A 23860-nucleotide genomic window follows, 5' to 3' on the forward strand; every position below is an offset into this window, starting at 1 on the left:
GGTGGCGAAAACCAGCGAATATTATTATCCGATGACAAATTAAATGCTGTGAAAGTGACATGTCCGGATAGGAATGGATCATCCTCCATTTTTCCTACGATGTCTCCTGCTATTTCCTGCCGAAGCAAGGGCTTCAAAAGAAGGAATGTTAGGCCGTTATAGAGAACAGATACAATAAAAACTACGAATCGCTTCGCGAGGGCTGGCTCGGAGGGACAGCATGGGACACGAAACAGGGCAGGAACCGTGGGAGATCGAACGCAGCAGACTGCTGCAGCGCGTCCGCGAGCTGGAGCAGCGGGAGCGGGACCTGCATTACAAGCTGAAGACGCAGGAGAACTTGAACAGCAAGATTCTCGACGCTCTTCCGATGGACATCTTCATGGAGGATGCGGAGGGACGGACGATTTATGCCAATAAAGCTACATACGAGCGCAATGGACTGACGGAGGAGGAGCTTCTCGGCCGCACGCTGTATGACTTCTTCCCTTACGAAGTGGCGGACCGCTTCCGCAGGGAGAACCTGGAGGTCTGGCGGACCGGCAGGCTGATGACGAGCGAAGGCACGTTACTGGTGGGGGGGGAAGAGATCTACTTGTATACGGGCAAGACGCTGATCTGCCCGGATGAGCAGACGGGCGAGAAGCTGCTGCTGGGCTTTGCCCTTGATATCACGAACCGGGTGCTGGCGGAGAAGTCGCTCAGGGAGAGCGAGGAACGCTTCCGCAAGCTGGTGGATCAGGCGGCCGACAGCTTCTTCCTTACCGACGGCAGCGGGCGGCTCCTGGATGTGAACCGGCAGGCCTGCTTGTCGCTCGGGTACACGGAAGAGAAGCTGCTTTCGATGCAGGCGTGCCAGATCTCCTCGTTTCCGGAGGCAGAGCTGCAGTTATTGCATGAGCGGGTCGTGAAGGAGGGGATGATTCACTTCGAGGACGAGTTCCGGCGCAAGGACGGCACCCGGCTTCCGGTGGATATCCGGCTCGGGCTTGTCCAAGTCGGGGATAAACAGATGGTATTGGCGCTGTGCCGGGATATGACCGAGCGCAGACGCGCGGCTGAGAAAATGGAGCATATGGCTTACCATGATGCCCTGACGGGGCTGCCGAACCGTTGGTATGTCCACAAACGGGTCAGGGAATGCATCGCAGAAACGATGGGGAAGCCGGGGCCGCTTGCGGTCATCATGTTCGACCTTGATCATTTCAAGGTGATCAACGACTCGCTTGGACATGAAGCCGGAGACCGGCTCCTGCAGCAGGTGGCGGGACGCCTCCGGCGGGGACTGGCTGCCGCCGACACGATTGCGCGGCTAGGCGGGGATGAATTTCTGCTGCTTGTACCGGGGGTGCGCACGGAGGACGAAGCTCTGGAAGCGGGACGGGCTGTAACGGAACTGCTCAAGGAGCCCTTCGAGCTGGGCGGGCAGAAGATCAGCATCACGGCCAGCGTAGGCATCTCGCTGTATCCCCGGGACGGGGGCACGATGAATTCGCTGGTCCGGAGCGCCGATATCGCCATGTACCGGTCCAAGGAGCTGGGCCGCAATGCCTGCCGGCTGTTCACGCCGTCGATGAAGGATGAGGCCAAGGAGCGCCTCCGGATGGAGGTGCTGCTGCGGGAGGCGATCATGGAGAAGCAGTTCGTGCTGCATTATCAGCCGAAGCTCGATCTCCGCAGCGGCCGGGTGTACGGGGTCGAAGCGCTGGTGCGCTGGAACAGCCCCGAGCAGGGGCTCGTGTATCCGGGCGCTTTCATCGGCATCGCGGAGGAGACCGGTCTTATCGTGCCGATGGGCGAGTGGATCGTCCGGGAGGCATGCCGCCAGTGCAGGGAGTGGCTGGATGCGGGTCTTGGGCCTCTCGCCGTCAGCGTGAACCTGTCTCCCCGCCAATTCTCCAAGGCGGATCTCGGGAAGGTGATCGCCGAGATTCTCGGCGAGACCGGGCTGCCGCCGAATCTGCTCGAGCTGGAGCTGACGGAGAGCACGGTGATGGGGAATCCGGAGGAGGCGGCCCGGATGCTGCACAGCCTGAAGGAGCTCGGCGTGTGCATCTCCATAGATGACTTCGGAACGGGCTTCTCCTCCCTGAGCTACCTCACCCGCTTCCCGATCGATACGCTGAAGATCGACAAGTCGTTCATCACCCGGCTTGAGGAGGAGCAGGCGAACGGCGCCATCGCCGCCGGCATCGTATCCCTAGCCCACAGCCTCCACCTTAGAGTAGTGGCCGAAGGGGTGGAGACGCAGCGGCAGCTGGAGTTTCTGGCGGCGAAGGGCTGCGACGCGGTCCAGGGCTTCCTTATCAGCCGGGGGCTGGAGCCCGGTGCGCTGGCGGCCTTCCTGCAGCAGCGATAAACCTCTTGCATTTCCATGATTTTCCGGATATGCTGTTTTGGAACAAACTTCATACTGTGATGCACGGGAGCTTGGGAGACCGCCAGGCTGAGAGGAAGGCCGCTGCCTTCGACCGTTAGACCTGAACTGGATAATGCCAGCGGAGGAACGAGAACCCACACCATCAGCGCGCAGCGGGAGCGGCCTGTTGTCTATTTAGGCAGCGGGAGCGGCCTTCCCGTGCTGCGCATTACACCCGTGGACCGCTTGCGATAACATCGAGCGGTCCTTTTTGTCGTGCTTTCCCCACTGGCGGTCCTTTTCGGGGCGGAGCGGCACAGATGCCGCGCGTCCAAGAACCCAGGAGGATAAGAACCTATGATGAATGAGAATCAGTCCGTGAACGAAATTGAGGCAGCGACCGAAAACGGAGCCGCACAGGAAGAGCAGACCGCGGCGAAGATCGCCGGTCCATTTCCGGGCAGCCGCAAAGTATACGTGGAGGGCACGCGCCCCGATCTGCGCGTGGCGATGCGCGAGATTGCGCTGAGCCCGTCCACCGGGCGGTATGGGGAAGAGCCTAACGCGCCGGTGCGCGTGTATGACACCAGCGGGCCGTATACGGACGCCGAGGCGAAGACCGATATCCGCCGGGGGCTGCAGCCGAGCCGGCTGCCGTGGATCCTGAGCCGGGGGGATGTCGAGTCGTACGAAGGCCGGGAAGTGAAGCCGGAGGACAACGGTTATCTGCAGGCCGAATCGGTCAAGGAGGAGCTGCTGTTCCCGGGGCTGAAGCGTCGTCCGCTGCGGGCAAAGCCGGGTAGCAATGTGACCCAGCTGCACTATGCGCGCAAAGGCATCATCACGCCGGAGATGGAGTACATTGCCATCCGCGAGAATGTCGAGCCGGAGTTCGTGCGCAGCGAGGTGGCGCGCGGGCGGGCGATCATCCCGTCAAACATCAACCACCCGGAGAGCGAGCCGATGATCATCGGGCGCAGCTTCCTCGTGAAGGTCAACGCGAACATCGGCAACTCGGCCGTCGCCTCCTCGATCGACGAGGAGGTCGAGAAGATGACCTGGGCGATCCGCTGGGGCGCCGATAACATCATGGACCTCTCAACGGGCAAGAACATTCACATGACCCGCGAGTGGATCATCCGCAACTCCCCAGTGCCGGTCGGCACGGTGCCGATCTACCAGGCGCTGGAGAAAGTGAACGGCAAGGCGGAGGACCTGACGTGGGAGGTGTACCGCGACACACTGATCGAGCAGGCGGAGCAGGGCGTCGACTATTTTACGATCCACGCGGGCGTGCTGCTGCGCTATATTCCGATGACGGCGAAGCGGGTGACGGGCATCGTCTCCCGGGGCGGCTCGATTATGGCGGCCTGGTGTCTGGCGCATCATCAGGAGAATTTCCTGTACACGCATTTTGACGAGATCTGTGAGATCATGAAAACGTACGACGTGGCGTTCTCCCTCGGGGACGGGCTGCGGCCGGGCTCCATCGCGGATGCGAACGACGAGGCCCAGTTCGCGGAGCTCGACACGCTCGGCGAGCTGACGCACCGCGCCTGGAAGCACGACGTGCAGGTGATGATCGAGGGGCCGGGCCATGTGCCGATGCACCTCATCAAGGAGAACGTCGACCGCCAGCTCGAGGTGTGCGATGAAGCGCCGTTCTATACGCTCGGACCGCTGACGACGGATATCGCGCCGGGCTATGATCACATCACGTCCGCCATTGGCGCGGCGATGATCGGCTGGTTCGGCACGGCCATGCTCTGCTACGTCACGCCGAAGGAGCACCTCGGCCTGCCGAACAAGAACGACGTGCGCGAAGGCGTGATAGCCTACAAGGTCGCCGCGCATGCCGCCGACCTGGCCAAAGGTCATCCGGGGGCGCAGGAGCGCGACAATGCGCTGTCGAAGGCGCGCTTCGAATTCCGCTGGCGCGACCAGTTCCACCTTGCCCTCGACCCCGAGCGCGCAATGGAGTATCACGACGAGACACTGCCGGCCGAAGGGGCGAAGACGGCGCACTTCTGCTCGATGTGCGGGCCGAAGTTCTGCTCGATGCGCATCACGCAGGATATTCGTGAATATGCGCGGGAGCACGGCTTGGAGGAAGAAGAAGCGCTGCGTGCCGGCATGGAAGAGAAGTCGAAGGAGTACGCCGAGTCCGGCAGCGGCGTTTACCGGTAAGGTGAAGGCGGAGCCATTATATCTAAATTGATTTCATATGTACGTTGACGGGTTTCCGAATCCCGTCCAGGAACGTCTCCTGCGAGACGCTTCCCGGACGGGGAGAGGGCCCTTTTTTTGTTTTATACTTTTTTTAGAAATGGTTTAGAGGGGCTTTAGAAGCGGGGGGTATTCTGGATTCAGGGAGAAGCCGAAGGGCAGCCGGGCGGCTCCAAATCCAAGAGTGGAGGAAATCACAATGAACAGGAGTCTCAAAAAGAACGGCAAGGTATGGAAGACGGCGGTGCCCCTGGCACTGGGCGGAGTGCTGCTCGTGACCGGCGGCATGTCGGCGATGGCGGGAACCTCGGGCTATGAGGCGTATAAGGCCGCGCTGAAGCAGCAGCATACGGTGCAGAGTGTGACGGCGGATGTGGAAGTGACCGTGAAGGATAACGGACAGGCGCTATGGCAGGCAGTACCGCACGTGAAGCTCGATAAGGCTGGGCACCGGGCCAGCGGGGAGATCGGGCTGGGGAACGGCGCGGGGGGCGAGCGGCTCTCCTTCTATGCGGGAGAAGGGGAAGGACTGGCGCTTAAGAACAGCACGGATGAGACGTACTATGTGGTCTCCGAGGAATCGAAGGCCTACCGCAAGCACCACAGGGAAGCCTCGGAAGCGGGCGGTCCGTCCGCCGAAGAGCTGGAAGGGATTGTGGATGCGCTGGCCGGCGGCCTCAAGCAGCAGATGACGCTGGATACGAAACCGGACGGAAGCCGGCAGGTGGAACTGCAGCTGTCCGCCGCACAGATCCCGCCGGTGGTTCAGACGCTGGGTGCCCTGGCTGTGAAGCATGCGGGAGACCCGGAGCACCGGCATGAGAACGAAGCTGCGGAGGACCTGCCCCGGTGGTTCGCGGACTCGCAGCCGGAGCTGCCTTCGCTGACCCAGGACATTCGCATCGAATCCTTTCACTTAAAGGCGTATATCGGCCCGGACGGTTTGCTGCAGGGGCAGGTGGCCGAGCTGAAAGTGGACGGGAAGGATGCGTCCGGGGCGGACCATGAGCTGGCTCTGACCGTTCAAGTGAAGCTGTCCGGCCATAATGCGACGGCACCGGATACGGTAGACCTGACCGGTAAGCCGGTCCGCACGCTGGAGGGGCATGAAGGCGGAGCGAAGTAAACGGGAATGCCCGTGTGATAGGGAAGCTGCGGACAGACCGGACGGAGGGTTATGCATAGGGCAGCCCCTCCGGCGGCTTCCGGGGCCGCTCCGTGGGAAACGGTATAGGAAGAGGAGGCGAAAATGATGAACGATGCGTTACTTGAGGTCTGCGGGCTGACGAAGCTCTTCCGCAGCGGCCGGGGCGTTCAAGAGATCAGCCTGAGCATCGGTGCGGGAGAGATCTACGGTCTCTTCGGGCCGAACGGGGCCGGGAAGACGACGCTGCTCAAGCTGATTACCGGCTTGATTCCTGCCGCGGGCGGGCAGGTTCGCTGGTTCGGGCACAGCTTGGAGGACGCTTATGAGACGGCCATGAAGCGGGTCGGCTGCGTGCTGGAGGCAGGCGGCACGTACGGCTACCTCACCGCAAGGGGGCAGCTGGAGCAGGTGCGCCGCCATTACCCGAACCTGGCGCCGTCCCGGACGGACGAAGTGCTGGAGCTGACGGGGCTGCGTCCCTACGCTGGAGAGAGAACACGCGGCTTCTCGCTCGGCATGAAGCAGCGCCTCGCGCTGGCTTCCGCCCTGCTGCCCCGGCCGTCCTTCGTGCTGCTCGATGAGCCGACCAACGGGCTCGATATCGAAGGCATTCTGGAGATCCGCGGGGCGGTCCGGCGGCTCGCCGAGGAGGAAGGCGTCGCCTTCCTGATCTCCTCCCATATGATCGGGGAGATGGAGCGGGTCTGCAGCCGCGCCGGCGTCCTCCTGGGCGGGCGTCTGGTTCTTGAGGGGCAGGTCGCCGATCTCCTGCAGGCGTATGGCTCGCTGGAAGCCATGTACCTGTCGGCGGCAGGGCAGCGGATCAGGGAGGGGGCGTAAGTCAATGCATGCTTTTTACGCCAGTCTGCATAATGAGCTCACCCGGCTCGCGGCCCAGCCCAAGACCCGCTGGTTCCTGGCGGCGGCGCTCCTGCTGCCGCTCGGCCTCTCGTTCTTGTCGGCCCGGCTGCAGGGGGGCACGGGCCTCTCCGCTCTGCTTGGCGGGGATCCTTACCTCGCGCTGCTCGGCATCTATACGGCCCTTGTGCTGCCCCTCTATCTGTTCATGACCGTGGCCGACCTGTTCCCGGGGGAAAGCGAGGCAGGCACGATGACGCTGACGCTGCTCCGCCCGGTCTCCCGGGCGAAGATCTACGCGGCCAAGGTAGGGGCGGCTGCCGTCTATACCGGCCTGCAGCTGCTGCTCCTGACCGCCGTCAGTCTGCTGTGCAGCCGGCTGCTGCCCGGCGCTTCCCCTGCCATGCTGGGAGAGGCCTCCGCCTTCCAGGCCGCGCTCGCCGCATGGGGCGCCATGCTGGCCGTCGGAGCCTTCGCGGCGGCCCTCGTACAGCTCACCGGACGGGCGACCACGGGCCTGGCGCTCTGCCTGGTGGCGTACGGCGTACTGAAGTTTCTTCCGCTGTTCGTTCCCGGTCTGTCGGTATGGTCCCTGTTCACCTATACGGGCTGGCATACCCTCTGGCTGGGAGACGGCGTCCCGGCCGTCCGGCTGTGGAATCTGTCCCTGCTGCTCCTGGCCTATAGTATAATGGCTTACACAGGCGGTTTGGCGATGTTCGCCAGACGCTCATTCTAAAGCGGCAGGGAGCGAAAAAGCATTGTCCATCCGAATGAAGCTCATACTCTCGAATATTGCCATGGTGGTCGTTCCGGTCGTGCTGTTCGCCCTGACCATGACGCTGGTGGCGGGGCTGGTCATGCACGATGCCTTCGGACTGAAGTCCCTCGTCTTCCCGGGCAGCGGACCCGGAGAGAAGGCGGTGGAGAAACACTTCGAGCGCAAAAGCGAATGGCATGCCGTGCTCACCTACTTTGCCCGCGAGGAGCCTGAACGGTTCAAGGACGAAGCCTTCCTGCGGCAGACCGGCGAGAAGCTGGCCGAGCTGCAGTCGGGGCTTGTGGTTCTGCTGGAGGGGGAGGTGGCCTTCGCTTCCCGGGGGATCGGCACGGTCGATGATCCGGCCGTTCTCCGGAGCCTTCCTACAGGACCGGGGGGCGATCGGGATGAGCAGGAGGTGGTGCTGAACGGCGTGTCGTACTATGCCTTTGCGCAGGGGCTGCAGTTTGCTGACGGGAGCAGCGGTCTCCTCGTCGTGCTGGAGGATCAGAGCCAGCTCAGTTTCATGATCCGCCGGGTCTTTCCGCTGGTGCTCGGCATCCTTCTGCTTGTGCTCGCCGTGACGAACGGAGGGCTGACCTATCTCGTATCCCGTAGCATCATCCGGCCGCTCCGCGAACTGAAGGCGGCGGCGGAGCGGATCAAGGACGGCCAGCTGGAGAAGGAGCTCGCCCTGCGGCGCAGGGACGAGATCGGCGAGGTCGGCGCGGCCTTCGAGGAGATGCGGCAGCGGCTGCTCGCTTCCATCCGGACCCAGCTGCAGTACGAGGACAACCGCAAGGATCTCCTGACGAACATCTCGCATGACCTCAAAACGCCGCTGACCGCCATCCAAAGCTGTGCCGAGGGGCTGAGGGACGGCATTGCCGACACGCCGGAGAAGCAGGCGAAGTATGTCGGCATGATCCACAGCAAAACGCTGCATCTCAACCGGCTGATCGATGAGCTCTTCCTGTTCTCGAAGCTTGATCTGAAGCGGCTTCCCTTTCACTTCGAGCCCCTCGAACTGCGTGCTTATCTTACGGACTATGCCGAAGAGCTGAGAGTGGACCCGCGGATGCGGGAGATGCAGGTCCGCTTCGATTCCGGCGAACCGGGTCTGCCGCTGTGGATCAGCGCGGACCGGGAGAAGCTCGGACGGGTGCTGATGAACGTCGTGGATAATGCGGTGAAGCATGCGAAGGGACCCGGGGCCGAGCTGCGGATCGCCCTTCGCCCGGCCGGCGGAGAGGCGGAGCTGACGCTCGAAGATAACGGTCCCGGCATTGAGGCGGAGGCGCTGCCCTGGGTGTTCGACCGGTTCTACCGGGCCGATCCGTCGCGCGGCGCCGATACGGGGGGCAGCGGGCTCGGGCTGGCTATCGTGAAGGGCATCGTGGAAGAGCACGGCGGACGTGTCCGGGCAGAGAGCGGGCCGGGAAAAGGGATGCGAATTCTCATCACCCTGCCGCTGCTCAAGGAGCCGCCGGGCAATAGAGACGGCAGCCCTTAAAGGGAGAGGAGAACGACGGGTGAAGCGGATTCTGATCATTGAAGATGAGAGCGTTATTGCGGAGGTTCAGAAAGATTATCTGGAGGTCTCGGGGTACGCCGTTGAGATCGCGGCAAGCGGGGAGATCGGGCTGCAGAAGGCGCTGCATGAGCCCTACGATCTGATTCTTCTGGATCTGATGCTGCCGGGGGTGGACGGCTATGAGATCTGCCGGCAGGTTCGGGCGGTGAAGAATATTCCGATCCTGATGGTTTCGGCCCGCCGCGAGGAGGTCGACAAGATCCGGGGGCTGGGCCTCGGCGCGGATGACTATATCATGAAGCCGTTCAGTGTCGGGGAGCTCGTTGCCCGGGTAAAGGCCCATCTGGCCCGATTCGAGCGTCTGACCGGAGGCGGAGGGAGCGGGGAGGCCAAAGGGCGGGACAGTCTGCAGGTCGGCGGGCTGTCCATCGATACCCTGGCACGCAAGATCCTGGTGAATGGCGTAGAAGTGGCTTTTACCTCCAAGGAGTACGATCTGCTCCTGTTCCTGGTGCAGCACCCAAACCGGGTGTTCGGCAAGGAGCAGCTCTTCGAGCGGATCTGGGGGCTGGATGCGATGGGCGACAATGCTACGGTCACGGTGCATATCTCGAAGCTGCGCGAGAAGATCGAGACCGATCCGTCCAAGCCGCAGTACATCGAGACGATCTGGGGTGTGGGCTACCGCTTTAATGTGTGAGGGGCTCGTGATAGCTCGTGATTTCGTTTTTGCGCTCCGTTATGCTCCGCATAAAGGTCGCTGTCAAAAACGAAACACATCGCCGGGCAGGGGAACAAGAAAGCACTCCCTTATGCTCCGCATAAAGGTCGCTGTTAAAAAAGAAACAAGTCGCGCAAAACGAGACTTCGGGGAGGAGGCTAAAGTATGAAACCGATAGGCATGCGTCCGCGCAGGTGGCTGCTGACGCTTCATCTGCTGTTCGCCTCGATCATGCTGGGCGGGGCGGTTTTTTTTCTGGTGATGAGCATTACGGCTGCGGCGACCGATGACCCGGTCCTCCTTCACGCTTGTTATGCGGTCATGCTGGCTTTGTCCAAAACGTCAGTACGGGCCTCGACGATCGGAACCGTCGTGACAGGTGTGCTGCTCTCGGTGCTCACGCACTGGGGGCTGCTGAAGTACTATTGGATTATCGCCAAAGAGGGGTTGACCGCCGCAGCCGCCGCTCTGGGTATCGCCGGAATGTATATCTGGTCGGGCCGGGCGGCTTCGATAACCGCGGCGCAGGGCATGGACGCTTGGACGAATCCGGCGTTCACGGCGAATAACGCGATGCTGTTCACCGGCATCGCCCTGCAGCTGCTCTCGCTGATCGCCATGTTCGCTCTCTCGGTGTTCAAGCCATGGGGTCCCCGGCGGCGAAGGGGCTGAAGCGGTCTGGTCGGGAGATCGCCGACAGGCGACAGGCGGTAGGCAGGCCTTATAGAAACAGGAAGCTTTCCGGAAACGGCCGGAGGGCTTTTTTGGCATGCAGCGGTGTCCAGGAGCTCTGTCCAGCGCTTGTGTCCCGTGGATGCACCGGTGTAAAGATCCGGTAAACCCTGCAGCCATCCAGGCAGCTGACGGGTAATGGAGTACTAGGGGGAACTAACGCAGTGGAGCTTCCCGTTCCTTGAGATACTGCGAAGGAGGCGCGCCGGTCAGGCGCTTGAAGGTCCGGTGAAAAAACGAAGGATCGCAGTAGCCGAGCTGCTCGGCAATATCCGCCACGGTCAGGTCCGAGTGCCTCAGCAGATAGACGGCGGTCTTGACCCGCAGCCCGTGCGCGTATTCGGAGATCGTCTGTCCGGTGACCTCCCGGAACAGCAGGGCGGCATGCCCCGGACTGCGGCCGATGACGGCGCCGAGGTCCTCCTTGGTCACCTTCTCACGGTAATGGTTGCGCAGGTACGCGGTCATAAGCTCGCCCTGCCGGCGGCGCAGGGAGGTGTGCGGACCTTTGTCACACTCCCGATTCAGCCGGGTGAGCGACTCGAGCAGCAGCGCGCTGCAGAGCACGCCGGCGTAGGGGGACGCTTCCGACCATTCCTCGGTCATCGTCTGGGCCCGGGCGAGCAGGAGCTCCCAGGCCGCACAGCGCCAGCGCAGCGGCTGGTCCGATTTCAGCACAGGGAGGGCAGTGACGTCCGCTGATCCGGGGGAGAAAGTCGTCACATATTTTTCATGGGTGAGGGAGGGAATGCTCTTGCCGTAATAGGTGACACCGGGAGGGAGCAGCAGCACGTCACCTTTCTCGAGGAGGAGCTTCTCCCCCTGCACCCAATAGATGCATTTGCCGTACCCCATCAGAATGTAAGACCAGGACTCGGCCTCCCGTTCCACTTCTTCGAACCAGGGCATTGTGCCGGCATCCCTGCGGATATTTTCGATATGGAGCATGGCGGGCCTCTCCTTTTTCTCTATAACGTACTATCTCATAAATCAGACTATAGTACATTCATCATACTATATTTCATGGAATATTGGGAGAATGAGGATTACAATAATGGGAGACAATTCGACAAGAATCGAGTTAAAGGGAGAGACAATGACATGCGCAAAACCAAGATTATCTGTACACTCGGACCGGCCTGCGACAACCTGGAAGTGCTCAAGGAGATGATCCAGGCGGGTATGAACGTGGCCCGGCTGAACATGGCGCACGGCGATCTGGACGAACAGCGGACCCGCATCCGCCGGGTGCGGCAGGCGGCGAGTGAACTGGGAGCTGCGGTGGCGGTGCTGCTCGACATCAAGGGGCCGGAAGTGCGCATCGGCAAGCTGAAGGAAAGCTCGTACGAGCTGAAGACGGACGGGAAGCTGACGCTGACGACGGAGATCATCGAAGGGACGGCCGAGCGGATCTCGGTGTCTTACGCACAGCTGCCCCAGGATCTGCATCCGGGCAGCCGTATCCTTATCGATGACGGCCTGATCGAGCTGCGTGTCGAAGAGGTGGAAGGCACGGAGATTCACTGCCGCATCGTGAACGGCGGTGTAATCAAGCCCCGCAAGGGCGTCAACCTGCCCGGCGTGAAGACATCGCTGCCGGGGGTAACGGAGCGGGACGTGCAGCATATTCATTTTGCGGCGGAAGAGGACCTCGATATCATCGCCGTTTCATTCGTGCGCAGAGCAGCGGATATTCTGGAAGTGCGCGAGCTGCTGGAGCGGCTCGGGGCCGGTCACATCCAGATCATCTCGAAGATCGAGAACGAGGAAGGCGTGGACGCGCTGGATGAGATCCTGGAGGTATCGGACGGCCTGATGGTCGCGCGTGGCGACCTTGGGGTCGAGATTCCGGTAGAGGATGTGCCGATCCTGCAAAAGCTTATGATCCGCAAGTGCAACCAGGCCGGCAAGCCGGTCATCACGGCGACGCACATGCTCGACTCCATGCAGGTGAACCCGCGTCCGACGCGTGCGGAAGCGAGCGACGTGGCCAATGCGGTACTCGACGGTACGGATGTGCTCATGCTGTCGGGCGAGAGCGCAGCGGGCAAATATCCGGTGGAGTCCGTACAGACGATGGCTGCGATTGCCGAGCGGACCGAAGCGACGCTGCCGTACTGGGATCATTACGTGAAGCGTGCGGCGGAGCAGACGCCAAACGTCACGGAAGTCATCTCCCAAGCGGTCGTGGGCTCCTCGCTGGAGCTCCATGCCAAAGCGATTCTGACGCCGACGGAGACCGGTTTCACCGCGCGGATGGTGTCCAAGTACCGGCCGAAGGCGCCGATCGTGGCGATCGCTCCCGACGAGCGGGTCCGCCGCCGTATGAGTCTCGTCTGGGGCGTAACCCCGGTGCTGGGTGAGCAGGTCACTTCCACCGACGCGATGTTCCAGTCTGCAGCGGACGGCGGGAAGAAGAGCGGGCTCGTTGCATCCGGAGACCTGGTGATCGTCTCTGCAGGGGTGCCGATCGGTGGTGCCGGATCGACGAACCTCATCAAGATCATGAACGTGGAATAGGAAGAGTTCGCTGCAAGGCAAAGAGCGCCCGGGAACCGCAGAAGCGGGGGATCCGGGCGCTCTTTTGGTGAGGAACAGGAAACTACGATTTGCCGGCTTTGCCCAGAGGATCGGCGCCAAAATCATGATCGTAGTGCGAGCGTTTCTTCGTGTTGGCCGTCGTATCTTTATAGAACTCTTCCTCCTGGCTCTCGAGCGGCAGGGAAGCCAGCTCCCATTCGGTGTTGCCGAGAACCGGGTCAGCCGGGAATTCGTCACCGCGCTTCAGCTTCTCTTCGCGGCCCCATTCGTTGGTATAAATGCCGTCGGTTTCGACTTCTTCGCCCGACATCGGATTCATGTTTTTATCATTTGCCATTGCTGCCAAAACCCTCCTTGTGGTCGAATCGAACGTTAGTATGCCCGCCTTCGTTGAAAAAATGCCGCGCCCGCGGTATGATGTTTCCGTTATCATAGAAAGGAATGCGCTGGACATGACAGAAGCTTTATGGGGAACAGGGGTAAATGCCGCCGCGATTGTCGCCGGGGGCCTTGCCGGGCTGCTGCTGCAGCGGATGAGTGACGGCATGCGCCGAACGGTGATGCAGGGGATCGGTCTGGCGCTGATCGCACTGGGGGTATCGATGGCGCTGAAGTCGGATCAGTTTCTGCTCATCGCAGCCTGCCTGACGCTCGGGGGCATCCTTGGCGAGCTTGTCGGTGTGGAACAGGGGCTGGAGCGGCTCGGTGCGCTGCTGGAGCGCGGAGTTAATGCGCTCACCCGCCGGCTGAGGCAGGGAACGGGACCGGGGGCGCAGGAAGGACGGCTGGCTGCGGGCTTCGTCAATGCTACGCTGGTGTTTTGTATCGGCGCTATGGCTGTGCTGGGGCCTCTGGACAGCGGCCTGCGCGGAGATCACGTGGTGCTGTATACAAAGTCGCTGCTCGACGGCTTTTTATCGATTATATTTGCTTCGACGATGGGCGTGGGGGTGGCTTTCTCGGCACTCCCTGTGTTCCTGTACCAAGGCATGATTGCGCTGGCCGCGTCCTGGATCGCCTCCGGGCTGGACGAGGTGCTGCTCGGCGACATCATCCGCCAGGTGACAGCCGTAGGCGGGGTGCTGATCATCGGGGTGGGCATCAATCTGCTCGAGCTGCGCCGCATTCATGTGGCGAATCTGCTGCCGGCACTGGTCTTCGCCGCACTGGCTGTTCCGGTAACCGGCTGGCTCATGGCCTGGTGGGCGGGGCTCGGCTAGGCGGGCCGACGGCAGCCTTCTTATATAAATAGAAGCTTTAATAGAAGGAAGGCGACAGACTGCAGCGCCCTACAATAAATGAAGAAGCCGGTCTCCTGCCGGAGACTGGCTTCTTGGCATGCCCGGCGCCCGGCGGCAGGCGGGCCGGGGAAGTGCTGCGGCTCACCGTGGGATCTCGACAGAAGGGAAGCGCTTAGTCCTGCGGAGGGATGAGCTGCCCGAGGCCGCCCATATAAGGCCGCAGCGCTTCGGGCATGCGGACCGATCCATCCTCCTGCTGATGATTCTCCAGCAGAGGGATGAGGATTCTCGGCGAAGCGACGGCCGTATTGTTGAGCGTATAGCAGTACCGCAGCCGTCCGTCTCCATCCTTGTACCGGATGCCGGCCCGGCGGGCCTGGAAGTCGAGCAGGTTCGACGACGAGTGGGTCTCTCCGTAAGCGCCGCGGCTCGGCATCCAAGTCTCGATGTCGTACTGCTTGAAGGTCTTCTGCGACATGTCTCCGGTACAGACGGCGACCGTGCGGTGAGGGAGCTCGAGCAGACGGAGCAGGCGCTGCGCATGTCCCGTGATCTCCTGCAGCAGCGCTTCGGCGGTCCCGTGATCGGCCTCGCAGAGCACCACCTGTTCCACCTTGGCGAATTGGTGCACCCGGTACAGGCCGTGCGTATCCCGGCCGGCCGAGCCTGCTTCGCTGCGGAAGCAGCTCGACACCGCCGCAAGCCGGATCGGCCGCGCGACGTCGACGGTCTCTCCGCTGTAATAGTGCAGCAGTGGGATCTCCGAGGTGCCGGCCAGGTACCGGTCCTCTCCATCGAGGCGGTACACCTGGTCTTCCCCGAGAGGGAAGAAGCCGGCGTGGCGGAACGCCTCCGGCCGGAGGGCGAGCGGCACCTCCAGCTGCGTGAAGCCTTCGGCGATCAGCAGGTCTACGGCCAGCTGCTGTACCGCCCGGTGGAGCTGCGCCCCGGCCCCGCGCAGGTAATAGCCGCGGCTTCCGGCCGCCTTGACGCCCCGGGGGAGGTCGATGATGCGGTGCCGCTCCCCGAGGGCGGTGTGGCTCAGCGGCTCGAAGCCGAACTGCGGCGGCTCGCCCCAGCGGGCGATCTCGACGTTGTCCGCGTCCGAGCGTCCCCGCGGGGTATCCTCCGAAGGCACATTCGGCACACGCAGCAGCAGGTCTGCCCGCAGCCGCTCGGCCCCGGCCAGCTCCGCTTCAAGCAGGACCAGCTCGCCGTTCACCCGGCGGACCTCCCGCTTGGCAGCCTCCGCTTCTTCCTGCAGGCCCTCCCGCAGCCAGCCGGGGATAGCCTGCGAATGCCGGTTGCGGCTGCCGCGCAGCTCCTCTACCTGCTGCAGCAGCGCCCGCCATCGTTCATCGCAGGCGAGCAGCTCCTCTACGTCCAAGGGGATGCCCTTGAGCTCGGCCGCCTCCTGCACCTTCGTCTTGTTTTCCCGAATCCATTGAATGTCCAGCATCGTTACCGCTCCTTTGTGTGGGTTTGGGGTCCAAAAAAACACAAAAAGCGCCCTCATCCGTATGGGACGAGGAGCGCTTGGACTCGCGGTGCCACCCAACTTGACCGGACTCCAGGGTCCGATCCATCTTGGTTCCGCGGTAACGGGCGGGCCCGGTTAGCTTAGGGGACGGAGTCCCTTGACGAAAACGCCTCCGAGTTGGATGCTCATCATTGGCATAATGGCTGGATGCTTTTGTAATAGTATACGCAATCCGGAAAGAATCATCAAGGGGAAGGTGCCCATAAGGTTTGGGATAGGACCATTCCTAGGTAGGTGTAGGAGCGGCAAGGGGGGGCGGCAGGTTGATACCGAAACGGAGGAAAGGTTCGTTAGCAATGAACTTTTCTGGTGGCAGCCTTATCCAAATATGGTATGGTAGTGATATGGTAATAAACGGGGCCGGGTTATGATGAGCTGTCTTCATCCGTTAGCCCCAGAGAGGTGAAAAAGTCGTGACGTTTGTCAACCGCTTGGCCTGGTTTTTCCGCGAACGGTGGGTCTGGTATCTCGGTGCCGTCCTGCTTATGGCGATTGTGAATGTGCTGGGCATCGTGCCGCCCCGGATGATCGGCAGTGTAATCGATGAGATCCGTACGGGGGCGCTGACCGGTGACCAGCTGCAGCGCCATGTCCTGCTGCTCGCCGGTCTGGCTCTGTTTATGTATGTCATCACTTACATTTGGGTTACGACGCTGTTCGGTAACTCGCTGCTCCTCGAGAGGATGCTGAGAAGCCGGCTCGTCTCGCACTTCATGCGGATGTCTCCTTCGTTCTTCCACCGCAACAGCACCGGAGAGCTCATGGCTCTCGCCACCAACGATATCCCTTCGATCGGCCAGACGGCAGGCTACGGGGTGATGACGCTCGTCAATACGATCGTCGGCACGTCGGTCGTGCTGATCACGATGATCTCGCTTATCTCGTGGAAGCTGATGCTGGCCGCCCTGATCCCCCTGCCGCTGCTGACCCTGCTGATCAGCGTGCTCGGCAAGCAGACGCGGGCCCGGTTCATCGCGGCGCAGGCGGCCTTCGGGCGGATGAATGACCAGGCGCTGGAATCCATCTCGGGCATGCGGGTCATCCGCTCGTATGTGCAGGAGGAGCACGACCTGGCCTCCTTCGACCGCGTGACCAAGGATGTCATGAACCTCAACATCCGGGTGGCGGCGGTTCAGGCGCTGTTCCATCCGGCTATTTCGCTTATCGTTGGCATGAGCTTCATCATCGGGATCGGCTACGGGGCTTATCTCGTGTTTCATCATGAGATCACGCTCGGCCAGCTGGTGTCGTTCAATATCTATCTCGGCATGCTGATTTGGCCGATGATCGCCTTCGGCGAGTTCATCAACGTGCTGCAGCGCGGCACGGCTTCCGTAGACCGGGTATCCGCCAGCTTCGCGCAGACGCCGGAGGTACAGGATCCGCAGCAGCCTGCGGAGGTAGACCGGCCCGATTCGATCGAGCTGCGGAACCTGACTTTCCGGTATCCCGGGGCGGCGCAGGACAGTCTGAGGGACGTGTCGCTGCGGCTGGAGCGAGGCCGGACCCTCGGGCTGGTCGGCCGGACCGGCAGCGGCAAGAGCACCCTGCTCAAACAGCTGCTGCGCTTTTATCCGGTGGAACCGGGGGCGGTGCTGTTCTCCGGCACGGGGATCGAGCAGCTGTCGATGAGCCGGGTCCGCGGCTGGATCGGCTATGTGCCGCAGGAGCATCTGCTGCTCTCGAAGTCGGTGCGCGACAACATCGCTCTGGCCCGGCCGGATGCTTCGGAGGAAGAGATTGCCCGGGCCATCGCGATGGCATCGTTCACTGCCGATATCGGAATGCTGCCCCAGGGGCTCGAGACGATCGTCGGCGAGAACGGCGTCATGCTCTCCGGGGGGCAGAAGCAGCGGATCAGCATTGCGCGGGCCCTGCTCGCCGATCCGGAGATCCTGATCCTGGACGATTCGCTGTCAGCGGTGGATGCACGGACGGAAAGCGCCATCCTCGAAGCGCTGCGGGCCCAGCGGGCGGGGCGGACGACGCTGATCGCCACCCACCGGCTGTCGGCGGTGATGCATGCCGACCGGATTCTGGTGCTGGAAGACGGCAGGATCAGTGAAGAAGGAAGCCACGAGGAGCTGATGCAGCGCGGCGGCTGGTACAAGGAGCAGTTCGAGCGGCAGCAGCTTGAGGCGAACCTGCTCGAAACCTAGAGGCAAGACGAAGGAGGTACGACGATCCATATGGAACCGCAATCGAATGCAGGGGAAGCGAGGGTCCCGGTTTTTCGCAGACTGCTCGCTTATGCGCTCCTGTACAAATACCGGATTGCCGCGGCGCTGCTCGTGCTCTGCTGTGCCGTGGGCGCAGAGCTGGCCGGACCCTTTATCGCGAAGACCATCATTGACCGGCACATCGGGGGAATCGCTCAGCCTTGGTATGAGTGGAGGGGAGGCGACGTCTCTCTTCCCGGGGGTACCCGGCAGGTGGAGCTGGATGGCGCTGTGTATGTACGCCAGGATTGGATAGGGGAAGCGGTTCCTCCGGAGTCCGGGCCGTCCGAGCGCCCGGCGTTCTGGCGCGAAGCCCGGATTTTGCAGCTGGGCAGCGGCATGTATCTGCTCCGGGATGCCGGGGGCTTGACCGGCGGTTCCTGGTCCGTTAGCCAAGAGGGAGCCGGTGCGGACGCCTCGGTGCTGTCCTGGAAGGGAGCGGGCGGGGAGACCCGGCTGCTGCCGGCCCGCAAGCTGACCACCGGCGAGACGGTGGCGTTCTACCGTTACGACATTCCGGAGGTCATCCGGTGGCTGGCGATCTTCTTCGGCCTGCTGGTGCTCGGCAGCGCCCTGCATTATATCCAGGGATTTACGCTGCAGACGACAGCGCTTCGCATCATCCAGCAGATGCGCATGGATCTCATGAATCACATTCAGCGCATGCCGATCCGCTATTTTGACAGCACGCCGATCGGCCAGGTCGTCTCACGGATCGCCAACGACACGGAGGCGGTGCGAGACCTGTTCATGAGCTTCATGGCGACCTTCGTGGTCAGCTCGATTAACATCATCGGGATCTATATCGCGCTGTTCCTGCTCGACTACCGGCTGGCTTTGGTGACGCTCGTCTTCATGCCGCTCTTCACCATCGTGATGTACGTGCATCTCAAGTATTCCAAAAAATACATCTCCGTGATGCGCGCGAGGCTCAGCGATATGAACGCCATGCTCAACGAGTCGATCAACGTCATGCCTATTCTGCAGGCCTTCCGGCAGGAGAAGAACAGGATGGGCGAGTTCAACGCGCTGAATGAGGACCGCTACCGTGCGAATATCAAGCAGATCCGGCTGTTCTCGCTCTCTTCGCGGAATTTCACCGGCTTGGTGGGCTCCTTGTTTACGGCAGGGGCCATCTGGTACTTCGGGGGGCAGTCGCTGCAGTCGGTGATCTCCTTTGGGGTATTCTATGCCTTCATCGATTATACGGGCCGCTTCTTCCAGCCGATCATCGGCATCTTCGATCAGCTCATGAATGCCCAGCGGGCGGTGGTATCGGCGGAAAAGGTGTTCGGCCTGATGGATATTGAGGGGACGGAGGTGGCCCGGGCAGATGAAGTTCCGCGGCCGCAGGGACAGGTCCGGTTCGACAATGTCACCTTCGCTTACAAAGAAGGCGAGCCGGTGCTGCGGGGCATCACCTTCGAGGCGAACAAGGGAGAGACCGTGGCGCTGGTGGGCCACACGGGATCGGGCAAAAGCTCGATCATGAACCTGCTGCTCGGTTTCTACGAGCCCTCGGACGGAAGGATTCTGATCGACGGGCAGGAGATCCGCACTATCTCCAAGCAGGCGCTCCGCAAGCACATGGGGATCGTGCTCCAGGATCCGTTCCTCTTCACAGGGGACATCAAGTTTAACGTGTCCCTCTATAATGGCAGCATCGGTCCGGAGCAGGTGCGCAAAGCGCTGGCGGACGTAGGGGCCGCAGGTTTCGTCGAGGCGCTGCCGGGCGGCTATGACGAGCGGGTCGTCGAGCGAGGCAGCACCCTGTCAGCGGGGCAGCGGCAGCTGATCTCCTTTGCCAGAGCGCTGGCCTTCGATCCGGCCATCCTGATTCTCGATGAGGCGACGGCTTCGATCGACAGCGAGACCGAGAGCCTGATTCAGGAGGCGCTGCGGGTGGTCAGCGCAGGGCGCACGACGTTCGTGATCGCCCACCGGCTCTCCACCATCCGGGAGGCGGATCAGATTCTGGTGCTGCACCGCGGCGAGATCGTCGAACGCGGGACGCATGAGACCCTGATGGAGCTGCGGGGCCGGTATTACCGGATGTACCAGCTGCAGTCGGGAGGCACGGTGCAGACCACGTCAGCGTAGCTATCCGGGTAAGGACGGGGAATATGTACAATAAAAGGACCGCAGGCCCGGATCATATCGGGTGCGGTCCTTTTGCTTGGCAGGGGCGCAGCCGGCCATCTTGGCCGGTTCGAGCAGTGCGGCCTGCGGGTGGAGAGGGAGTGCTGCTCCTTCGGCCGTCCCTGTCCTTTGTTTTACTGTGAGCTCCGGCGCATACCGGGAATTGCCTTCGTCGCTTCAGGCGTCTAGATGCTCATTTTCGGTTCAGGGTCCCGGCTGCGGATGACCAGCAGCAGCCCTTCCCGGATCTGTACGGTACCCGTCTCTTCGACAAGGACATTGGAGATCCCGAGGGACTGTCCGATGGTCAGCGAAGCCTCGTGAAGCGGATACTGGAACCCCTCCAGGGAAATGCCATGTACATCGAGGGTCAGCGGGAGCAGGGATACGTGCGTGTGGGGGCTCTTCTGCAGCTTCAACGGTGTATCCGCAGCGATCAGCTGCAGGTCGTTATACTCGTCGGCAATCCGGCACGGCACGCCGGCCAGGAGGCCGCGGCGGAGCAGATGCACATTCGCGAGAGAATGATCCCAGCGGCTGCCGAGCACGCCGGCCATGACGATCTCGCGGGCCCCCTGCTCCAGCGCCCAGTTGAAGGCCATCTCCGTGTCGGTCAGATCCTTCATCACCGGGTCACAGGCAAGGAAACGGATGCTGCTCTTGCGCACGTGCTCCAGCTCTTCCGCACTCACGGAATCGAAGTCGCCCAGGGCGATATCCGGACGAAGGCCCTGTTCGGTGAGGAAGAGGGCGCCGCGGTCAGCACCGATCAGTTTGTCCCCTGGCTGGAGAAGACGAAGGGCCCAGGGACCGAGGACGCCTCCGGAAAAAATGACAAAACGCGCCGCAGCGCTCATAAGCGAACCGATCCTTTCCGGGTACCATGCTTTTCCTCATTGTAGCATAAGCGGAGGGGAAGGATATAGAGGAGGTCTTCGGCCGGAAGGAATGATAAAATGTGTGCTTGAGGGCTTTTCTTCGGGGCACAGGGCGCATACAAGAGGTGCGGCTGGGGTAATAACAAGAACAAAGGGTCTGGAGAGGATCCGGCCAAAGGAGGCGGACTGATGAAAATCAAGGGGCGGTACGAGAACATGGACGGCATTCGTCTGCGCAAAAAGCTGCCTTTTATCCAAAAGTGGCGGAAGGAACGCAAAAAAATCAAGCTCAAGGACTGGAGCTACATGGTCCCCCAGTGCGCGGAGAAGCAGATTGAATTTCTGAAAAGCAATCATACCGAACCGACGATGACTTGGATCGGCCATTCTTCATTCCTGCTGCAAATGGAGGGCAAAAACCTGCTGACAGACCCGGTTTGGGCCCAGCGGATGGGGCTGGAGAAGCGGCTGACGCCTCCCGGCCTGATGCCGGCCGACCTTCCGCGCATTGATGCGGTACTGCTGTCGCACAGTCATTATGACCATATGGATATGCCTTCCCTACGCACGGTTCATCAGCACAATCCGGGTGTGCAGATGCTCGTGCCCGTCGGGCTTGGCAAGAAGCTGCGAAGCAGCGGATTTCACAAGATTACGGAAGTGAATTGGTGGGACACGGTGAGGCTTGACGGGTTGGAGCTTCATTTTGTTCCGGCCCAGCACTGGACCCGCAGAACGCTCTTCGATACGAACGCATCCCATTGGGGGGGCTGGGTTCTGCGTCCTGTCACCCATCATGGGGAGCGGCTTGCCCTTTATTTTGTGGGGGACAGCGCCTATTTTGGGGGCTTCAAAACCATTGGCGAGCGCTTCCGCATCGGTTGGGCGCTGATGCCGATCGGGGCCTACGACCCCGAGTGGTATACCGGCAAGCAGCATGTCAATCCCGAAGAAGCTGTCCAGGCCTTCATCGACTGCGGCGCACAGGTCTGTGTGCCGATGCATTACGGCACCTTCCGCCTGGCAGACGACACGCCGCGCGAAGCCTTGGACCGGCTTCACGCGGCGTGGGAACGCCATGGCCTCGCTCCCGAACGGCTGCGTGTGCTGACCTTCGGGGAGACGATACGGCCGCTGGCCGAAACCGTGGGCGCCGGAGGCTGATCGGTTAGCTGCGGTCCCGGCGGGACATCTGCTGCCAGACGGAGCCGGCGGCCTCTTCGCCGCCCTCGATCCGCTCGAGGGCCATGCGAATCTGCAGGCGAACCTCGAATTCGGGTTCGTCTTCAGCCGCCTTCAGGGCAGGCAGCGCCTGTTCGTCTCCGAGCTCGTACAGGAAGCGGGCAGCCCGCCAGCGGACCAGCTTGTTCGGATCGGAGAGTGCAGCGATCATAGCCTCTTGTGCCGCCGGATCGCCTAGATCGGACAGCGTGTCCCCGGCAGTACGGCGGACGGAGGGGGAAGGATCCTGGAGCGCCCGGTACAAATGCGGAAGCACTACGGGATCCTTGAGATCGCCCAGATACACGGAGGCGAGACGGCGTACCGCGGCCTGCTCGTCGTCCAAGGCGATGAGCAGCAGAGGCAGCGTCTCGGCGGAAGGCTGAATCCGGCGCAGCGCCGCATAGCGCTCCTTCCATTCGGGCGAACGCAGCAGTTCCTCCGCCTCCGTGTAAGACAGCTCACGCCGTGTTTTCTCCGCGCGCTGCTGGGCGTCACCGGTGCCGGCTCCGGCCGCTGCTTGGGCTGCCAGCTCCTCAAGCTGCGCATCGGAATAGGCGGCATCGAGCTCCTGCACCACTTCGTCCAGCACCTCCTGCAGGGAACCGTAGCGGGTGTCCCACTCCTCCAGGGTGCGTTCCTTGATCAGGTTGGGTGAAGCGGAGGCTGCTCGGACTGCCGTATCGCTGAAGCGTGCGGGCAGAGCGGCGCGCTGCTCTTCATCGCCGCTGGAGACACGCACCTGCAGCGGAATGCCGCGGAAGTGCTGCAGGAATACGTGAACCTCGCCGAAGGAGGCCTCCGCCGATGCTCCCTCTCCGTTCCCGGCCCCGGAGGCTGCCGGAGAGGAAGTGGGGCTACCCTCAGGCTGGGTGGAATCAGCGACACCGAGCACCTCCCGGACCTCGGCGAGAATCCGGCTCCAATCGCCTTTCGGCAGACGGTCCACCGCAATGAAATCCGCTGCGCGGTAGAAGGCTTTGACTCCCTCGATCGCCAGGAGGCGCTGCAGCTCGGGGGTAGGGGCTTCCGCAGCCTGCTCACGGGTGTAGGTTTCGCGTACACCGCTCGGCAGCGACTCGCTCATGTTGATTTTCATGGTGTTGGGGCTTGGGGTCGGTTCAATGGATACGATGGGCATCGGTGTACAAACTCCTTCTATTATATATATCGTTCTTGGATGATCCGCAGATGGTGCAGTTCATGGCCCGCGATAATGTACGCGAGCGCCCGGGCGGAGACCGGGTATCCGCTCGCCGTTCCTTCACGGAGCCAATCGGCTGAGGACAGTCCGGAGATCAGGCTGAGTGTGGACTGCCGGACGGCGGCCAATTCATCGGCGAGGCGCTGCAGAGGCCACTCGTCGAAGGAGGCGCCCCGGATGAACAGGTCTTGATCGAACCCGGGCAGCGCAGTGGTGTCACCCCGGGCTACGCGAAGCAGGCGGTAGCTCATCACCCGCTCGGTGTCGGCGATATGGCCCAGCACCTCTTTGATGCTCCACTTGTCTTCAGCGTAACGGTGCAAAGCCTGTGTCTCTGTCAGGCCTGCCACCAGCCGTGCGGTCTTCCCCAGCTGTTCCGTCAAGTGAAGGCTCACGTCCCCTTCGGGAACCTGTGAGATGTAACCTGCATAAAACGCATTGTACTCGTTTTGCTCCGGTTTTGCCAATGTCATGGATTCTCCTCCTCATTTTCGAAAAAGGACCTTGAGCCTCCGTGAAGAGGCCTCGGGTCCTTGGTGT

At 62.0% G+C, this 23860-nt stretch carries 19 protein-coding genes; 13 read left to right on the plus strand and 6 right to left on the minus strand.

Annotated features, from left to right (window positions below; all coding sequences use genetic code 11):
• Window positions 1–220 precede the first annotated feature (220 nt).
• The 8 genes from ACP26L_RS02480 to ACP26L_RS02515 all read left to right on the plus strand — a co-directional run bounded on the left by ACP26L_RS02480 (window position 221) and on the right by ACP26L_RS02515 (window position 10277).
• Window positions 221–2359 (plus strand): sensor domain-containing protein, encoded by a 2139-nt coding sequence (locus ACP26L_RS02480; protein ID WP_426450929.1) that lies wholly within the window; start codon window positions 221–223, stop codon window positions 2357–2359.
• Between the two features lie 510 nt (window positions 2360–2869).
• Window positions 2870–4546 carry a phosphomethylpyrimidine synthase ThiC gene (thiC, locus tag ACP26L_RS02485; protein ID WP_426454793.1) on the plus strand — a complete coding sequence of 559 codons (1677 nt, stop codon included), beginning with the start codon at window positions 2870–2872 and terminating at the stop codon, window positions 4544–4546.
• A 238-nt stretch (window positions 4547–4784) separates the two neighbouring features.
• Window positions 4785–5711, plus strand: coding sequence for a hypothetical protein (locus ACP26L_RS02490; protein WP_426450931.1), 927 nt, complete (start codon window positions 4785–4787; stop codon window positions 5709–5711).
• Between the two features lie 126 nt (window positions 5712–5837).
• The gene (locus ACP26L_RS02495; RefSeq protein WP_426450932.1) at window positions 5838–6572 is read left to right on the plus strand and encodes an ABC transporter ATP-binding protein; all 735 of its coding nucleotides are present in this window, start codon (window positions 5838–5840) and stop codon (window positions 6570–6572) included.
• 4 nt (window positions 6573–6576) lie between these two features.
• Window positions 6577–7329 carry an ABC transporter permease subunit gene (locus ACP26L_RS02500; protein ID WP_426450933.1) on the plus strand — a complete coding sequence of 251 codons (753 nt, stop codon included), beginning with the start codon at window positions 6577–6579 and terminating at the stop codon, window positions 7327–7329.
• 34 nt (window positions 7330–7363) lie between these two features.
• A complete protein-coding gene (locus tag ACP26L_RS02505) occupies window positions 7364–8863 on the plus strand; it encodes a sensor histidine kinase (RefSeq protein WP_426450935.1) in 1500 nt (499 codons plus the stop codon).
• A gap of 19 nt (window positions 8864–8882) precedes the next feature.
• Window positions 8883–9584 (plus strand): response regulator transcription factor, encoded by a 702-nt coding sequence (locus ACP26L_RS02510; protein ID WP_426450936.1) that lies wholly within the window; start codon window positions 8883–8885, stop codon window positions 9582–9584.
• Window positions 9585–9770: 186 nt separating this feature from the next.
• Window positions 9771–10277 carry a hypothetical protein gene (locus tag ACP26L_RS02515; protein ID WP_426450938.1) on the plus strand — a complete coding sequence of 169 codons (507 nt, stop codon included), beginning with the start codon at window positions 9771–9773 and terminating at the stop codon, window positions 10275–10277.
• A gap of 216 nt (window positions 10278–10493) precedes the next feature.
• On the opposite strand, the gene ACP26L_RS02520 is transcribed toward ACP26L_RS02515, so the two are convergent.
• Window positions 10494–11285: an AraC family transcriptional regulator gene (locus ACP26L_RS02520; RefSeq protein WP_426450939.1), complete on the minus strand. Its 792-nt coding sequence runs from the start codon at window positions 11283–11285 to the stop codon at window positions 10494–10496.
• A 153-nt stretch (window positions 11286–11438) separates the two neighbouring features.
• Between ACP26L_RS02520 and pyk the strand changes: the two genes are divergently transcribed.
• Window positions 11439–12857, plus strand: coding sequence for a pyruvate kinase (pyk, locus tag ACP26L_RS02525; protein WP_426450940.1), 1419 nt, complete (start codon window positions 11439–11441; stop codon window positions 12855–12857).
• A gap of 82 nt (window positions 12858–12939) precedes the next feature.
• Here pyk and ACP26L_RS02530 read toward each other — a convergent pair whose 3' ends face one another.
• A complete protein-coding gene (locus tag ACP26L_RS02530) occupies window positions 12940–13215 on the minus strand; it encodes a hypothetical protein (RefSeq protein ID WP_426450941.1) in 276 nt (91 codons plus the stop codon).
• 115 nt (window positions 13216–13330) lie between these two features.
• On the opposite strand from ACP26L_RS02530, the gene ACP26L_RS02535 reads away from it, so the two are divergent.
• On the plus strand, window positions 13331–14098 hold the full coding sequence (locus tag ACP26L_RS02535; RefSeq protein WP_426450942.1) for a DUF554 domain-containing protein: 768 nt from the start codon (window positions 13331–13333) through the stop codon (window positions 14096–14098).
• A 193-nt stretch (window positions 14099–14291) separates the two neighbouring features.
• On the opposite strand, the gene serS is transcribed toward ACP26L_RS02535, so the two are convergent.
• Window positions 14292–15578, minus strand: a complete 1287-nt coding sequence (gene serS / locus ACP26L_RS02540; RefSeq protein WP_426450943.1) for a serine--tRNA ligase — start codon at window positions 15576–15578, stop codon at window positions 14292–14294.
• Window positions 15579–16072: 494 nt separating this feature from the next.
• Here serS and ACP26L_RS02545 point away from each other — a divergent pair, with 494 nt between their 5' ends.
• Both ACP26L_RS02545 and ACP26L_RS02550 read left to right on the plus strand, forming a co-directional pair.
• The gene (locus ACP26L_RS02545; protein WP_426450944.1) at window positions 16073–17818 is read left to right on the plus strand and encodes an ABC transporter ATP-binding protein; all 1746 of its coding nucleotides are present in this window, start codon (window positions 16073–16075) and stop codon (window positions 17816–17818) included.
• Between the two features lie 30 nt (window positions 17819–17848).
• Window positions 17849–19978, plus strand: coding sequence for an ABC transporter ATP-binding protein (locus ACP26L_RS02550; protein ID WP_426450946.1), 2130 nt, complete (start codon window positions 17849–17851; stop codon window positions 19976–19978).
• Between the two features lie 224 nt (window positions 19979–20202).
• On the opposite strand, the gene ACP26L_RS02555 is transcribed toward ACP26L_RS02550, so the two are convergent.
• The gene (locus tag ACP26L_RS02555) at window positions 20203–20874 is read right to left on the minus strand and encodes a thiamine diphosphokinase (protein WP_426450948.1); all 672 of its coding nucleotides are present in this window, start codon (window positions 20872–20874) and stop codon (window positions 20203–20205) included.
• 210 nt (window positions 20875–21084) lie between these two features.
• Between ACP26L_RS02555 and ACP26L_RS02560 the strand changes: the two genes are divergently transcribed.
• On the plus strand, window positions 21085–22059 hold the full coding sequence (locus ACP26L_RS02560) for an MBL fold metallo-hydrolase (RefSeq protein WP_426450949.1): 975 nt from the start codon (window positions 21085–21087) through the stop codon (window positions 22057–22059).
• Between the two features lie 4 nt (window positions 22060–22063).
• Here ACP26L_RS02560 and ACP26L_RS02565 read toward each other — a convergent pair whose 3' ends face one another.
• On the minus strand, window positions 22064–23257 hold the full coding sequence (locus tag ACP26L_RS02565; protein ID WP_426450951.1) for a conserved virulence factor C family protein: 1194 nt from the start codon (window positions 23255–23257) through the stop codon (window positions 22064–22066).
• A 20-nt stretch (window positions 23258–23277) separates the two neighbouring features.
• Window positions 23278–23793 carry a DinB family protein gene (locus ACP26L_RS02570; protein ID WP_426450952.1) on the minus strand — a complete coding sequence of 172 codons (516 nt, stop codon included), beginning with the start codon at window positions 23791–23793 and terminating at the stop codon, window positions 23278–23280.
• Window positions 23794–23860: the final 67 nt, after the last annotated feature.

It is taken from the genome of Paenibacillus sp. S-38, from assembly GCF_049942825.1.
Classification (GTDB): domain Bacteria; phylum Bacillota; class Bacilli; order Paenibacillales; family NBRC-103111; genus Paenibacillus_G.

What these genes read in the sequence shown, in the direction of transcription:
- ACP26L_RS02480 (WP_426450929.1), top strand. Translation starts at nt 221, where the DNA reads ATGGGACACGAAACAGGGCAGGAACCGTGGGAGATCGAACGCAGCAGA.
- thiC (WP_426454793.1), top strand. Translation starts at nt 2,870, where the DNA reads ATGCGCGAGATTGCGCTGAGCCCGTCCACCGGGCGGTATGGGGAAGAG.
- ACP26L_RS02490 (WP_426450931.1), top strand. Translation starts at nt 4,785, where the DNA reads ATGAACAGGAGTCTCAAAAAGAACGGCAAGGTATGGAAGACGGCGGTG.
- ACP26L_RS02495 (WP_426450932.1), top strand. Translation starts at nt 5,838, where the DNA reads ATGAACGATGCGTTACTTGAGGTCTGCGGGCTGACGAAGCTCTTCCGC.
- ACP26L_RS02500 (WP_426450933.1), top strand. Translation starts at nt 6,577, where the DNA reads ATGCATGCTTTTTACGCCAGTCTGCATAATGAGCTCACCCGGCTCGCG.
- ACP26L_RS02505 (WP_426450935.1), top strand. Translation starts at nt 7,364, where the DNA reads ATGAAGCTCATACTCTCGAATATTGCCATGGTGGTCGTTCCGGTCGTG.
- ACP26L_RS02515 (WP_426450938.1), top strand. Translation starts at nt 9,771, where the DNA reads ATGAAACCGATAGGCATGCGTCCGCGCAGGTGGCTGCTGACGCTTCAT.
- ACP26L_RS02520 (WP_426450939.1), bottom strand. Translation starts at nt 11,285, where the DNA reads ATGCTCCATATCGAAAATATCCGCAGGGATGCCGGCACAATGCCCTGG.
- pyk (WP_426450940.1), top strand. Translation starts at nt 11,439, where the DNA reads ATGCGCAAAACCAAGATTATCTGTACACTCGGACCGGCCTGCGACAAC.
- ACP26L_RS02530 (WP_426450941.1), bottom strand. Translation starts at nt 13,215, where the DNA reads ATGGCAAATGATAAAAACATGAATCCGATGTCGGGCGAAGAAGTCGAA.
- ACP26L_RS02535 (WP_426450942.1), top strand. Translation starts at nt 13,331, where the DNA reads ATGACAGAAGCTTTATGGGGAACAGGGGTAAATGCCGCCGCGATTGTC.
- serS (WP_426450943.1), bottom strand. Translation starts at nt 15,578, where the DNA reads ATGCTGGACATTCAATGGATTCGGGAAAACAAGACGAAGGTGCAGGAG.
- ACP26L_RS02550 (WP_426450946.1), top strand. Translation starts at nt 17,849, where the DNA reads ATGGAACCGCAATCGAATGCAGGGGAAGCGAGGGTCCCGGTTTTTCGC.
- ACP26L_RS02555 (WP_426450948.1), bottom strand. Translation starts at nt 20,874, where the DNA reads ATGAGCGCTGCGGCGCGTTTTGTCATTTTTTCCGGAGGCGTCCTCGGT.
- ACP26L_RS02560 (WP_426450949.1), top strand. Translation starts at nt 21,085, where the DNA reads ATGAAAATCAAGGGGCGGTACGAGAACATGGACGGCATTCGTCTGCGC.
- ACP26L_RS02565 (WP_426450951.1), bottom strand. Translation starts at nt 23,257, where the DNA reads ATGCCCATCGTATCCATTGAACCGACCCCAAGCCCCAACACCATGAAA.
- ACP26L_RS02570 (WP_426450952.1), bottom strand. Translation starts at nt 23,793, where the DNA reads ATGACATTGGCAAAACCGGAGCAAAACGAGTACAATGCGTTTTATGCA.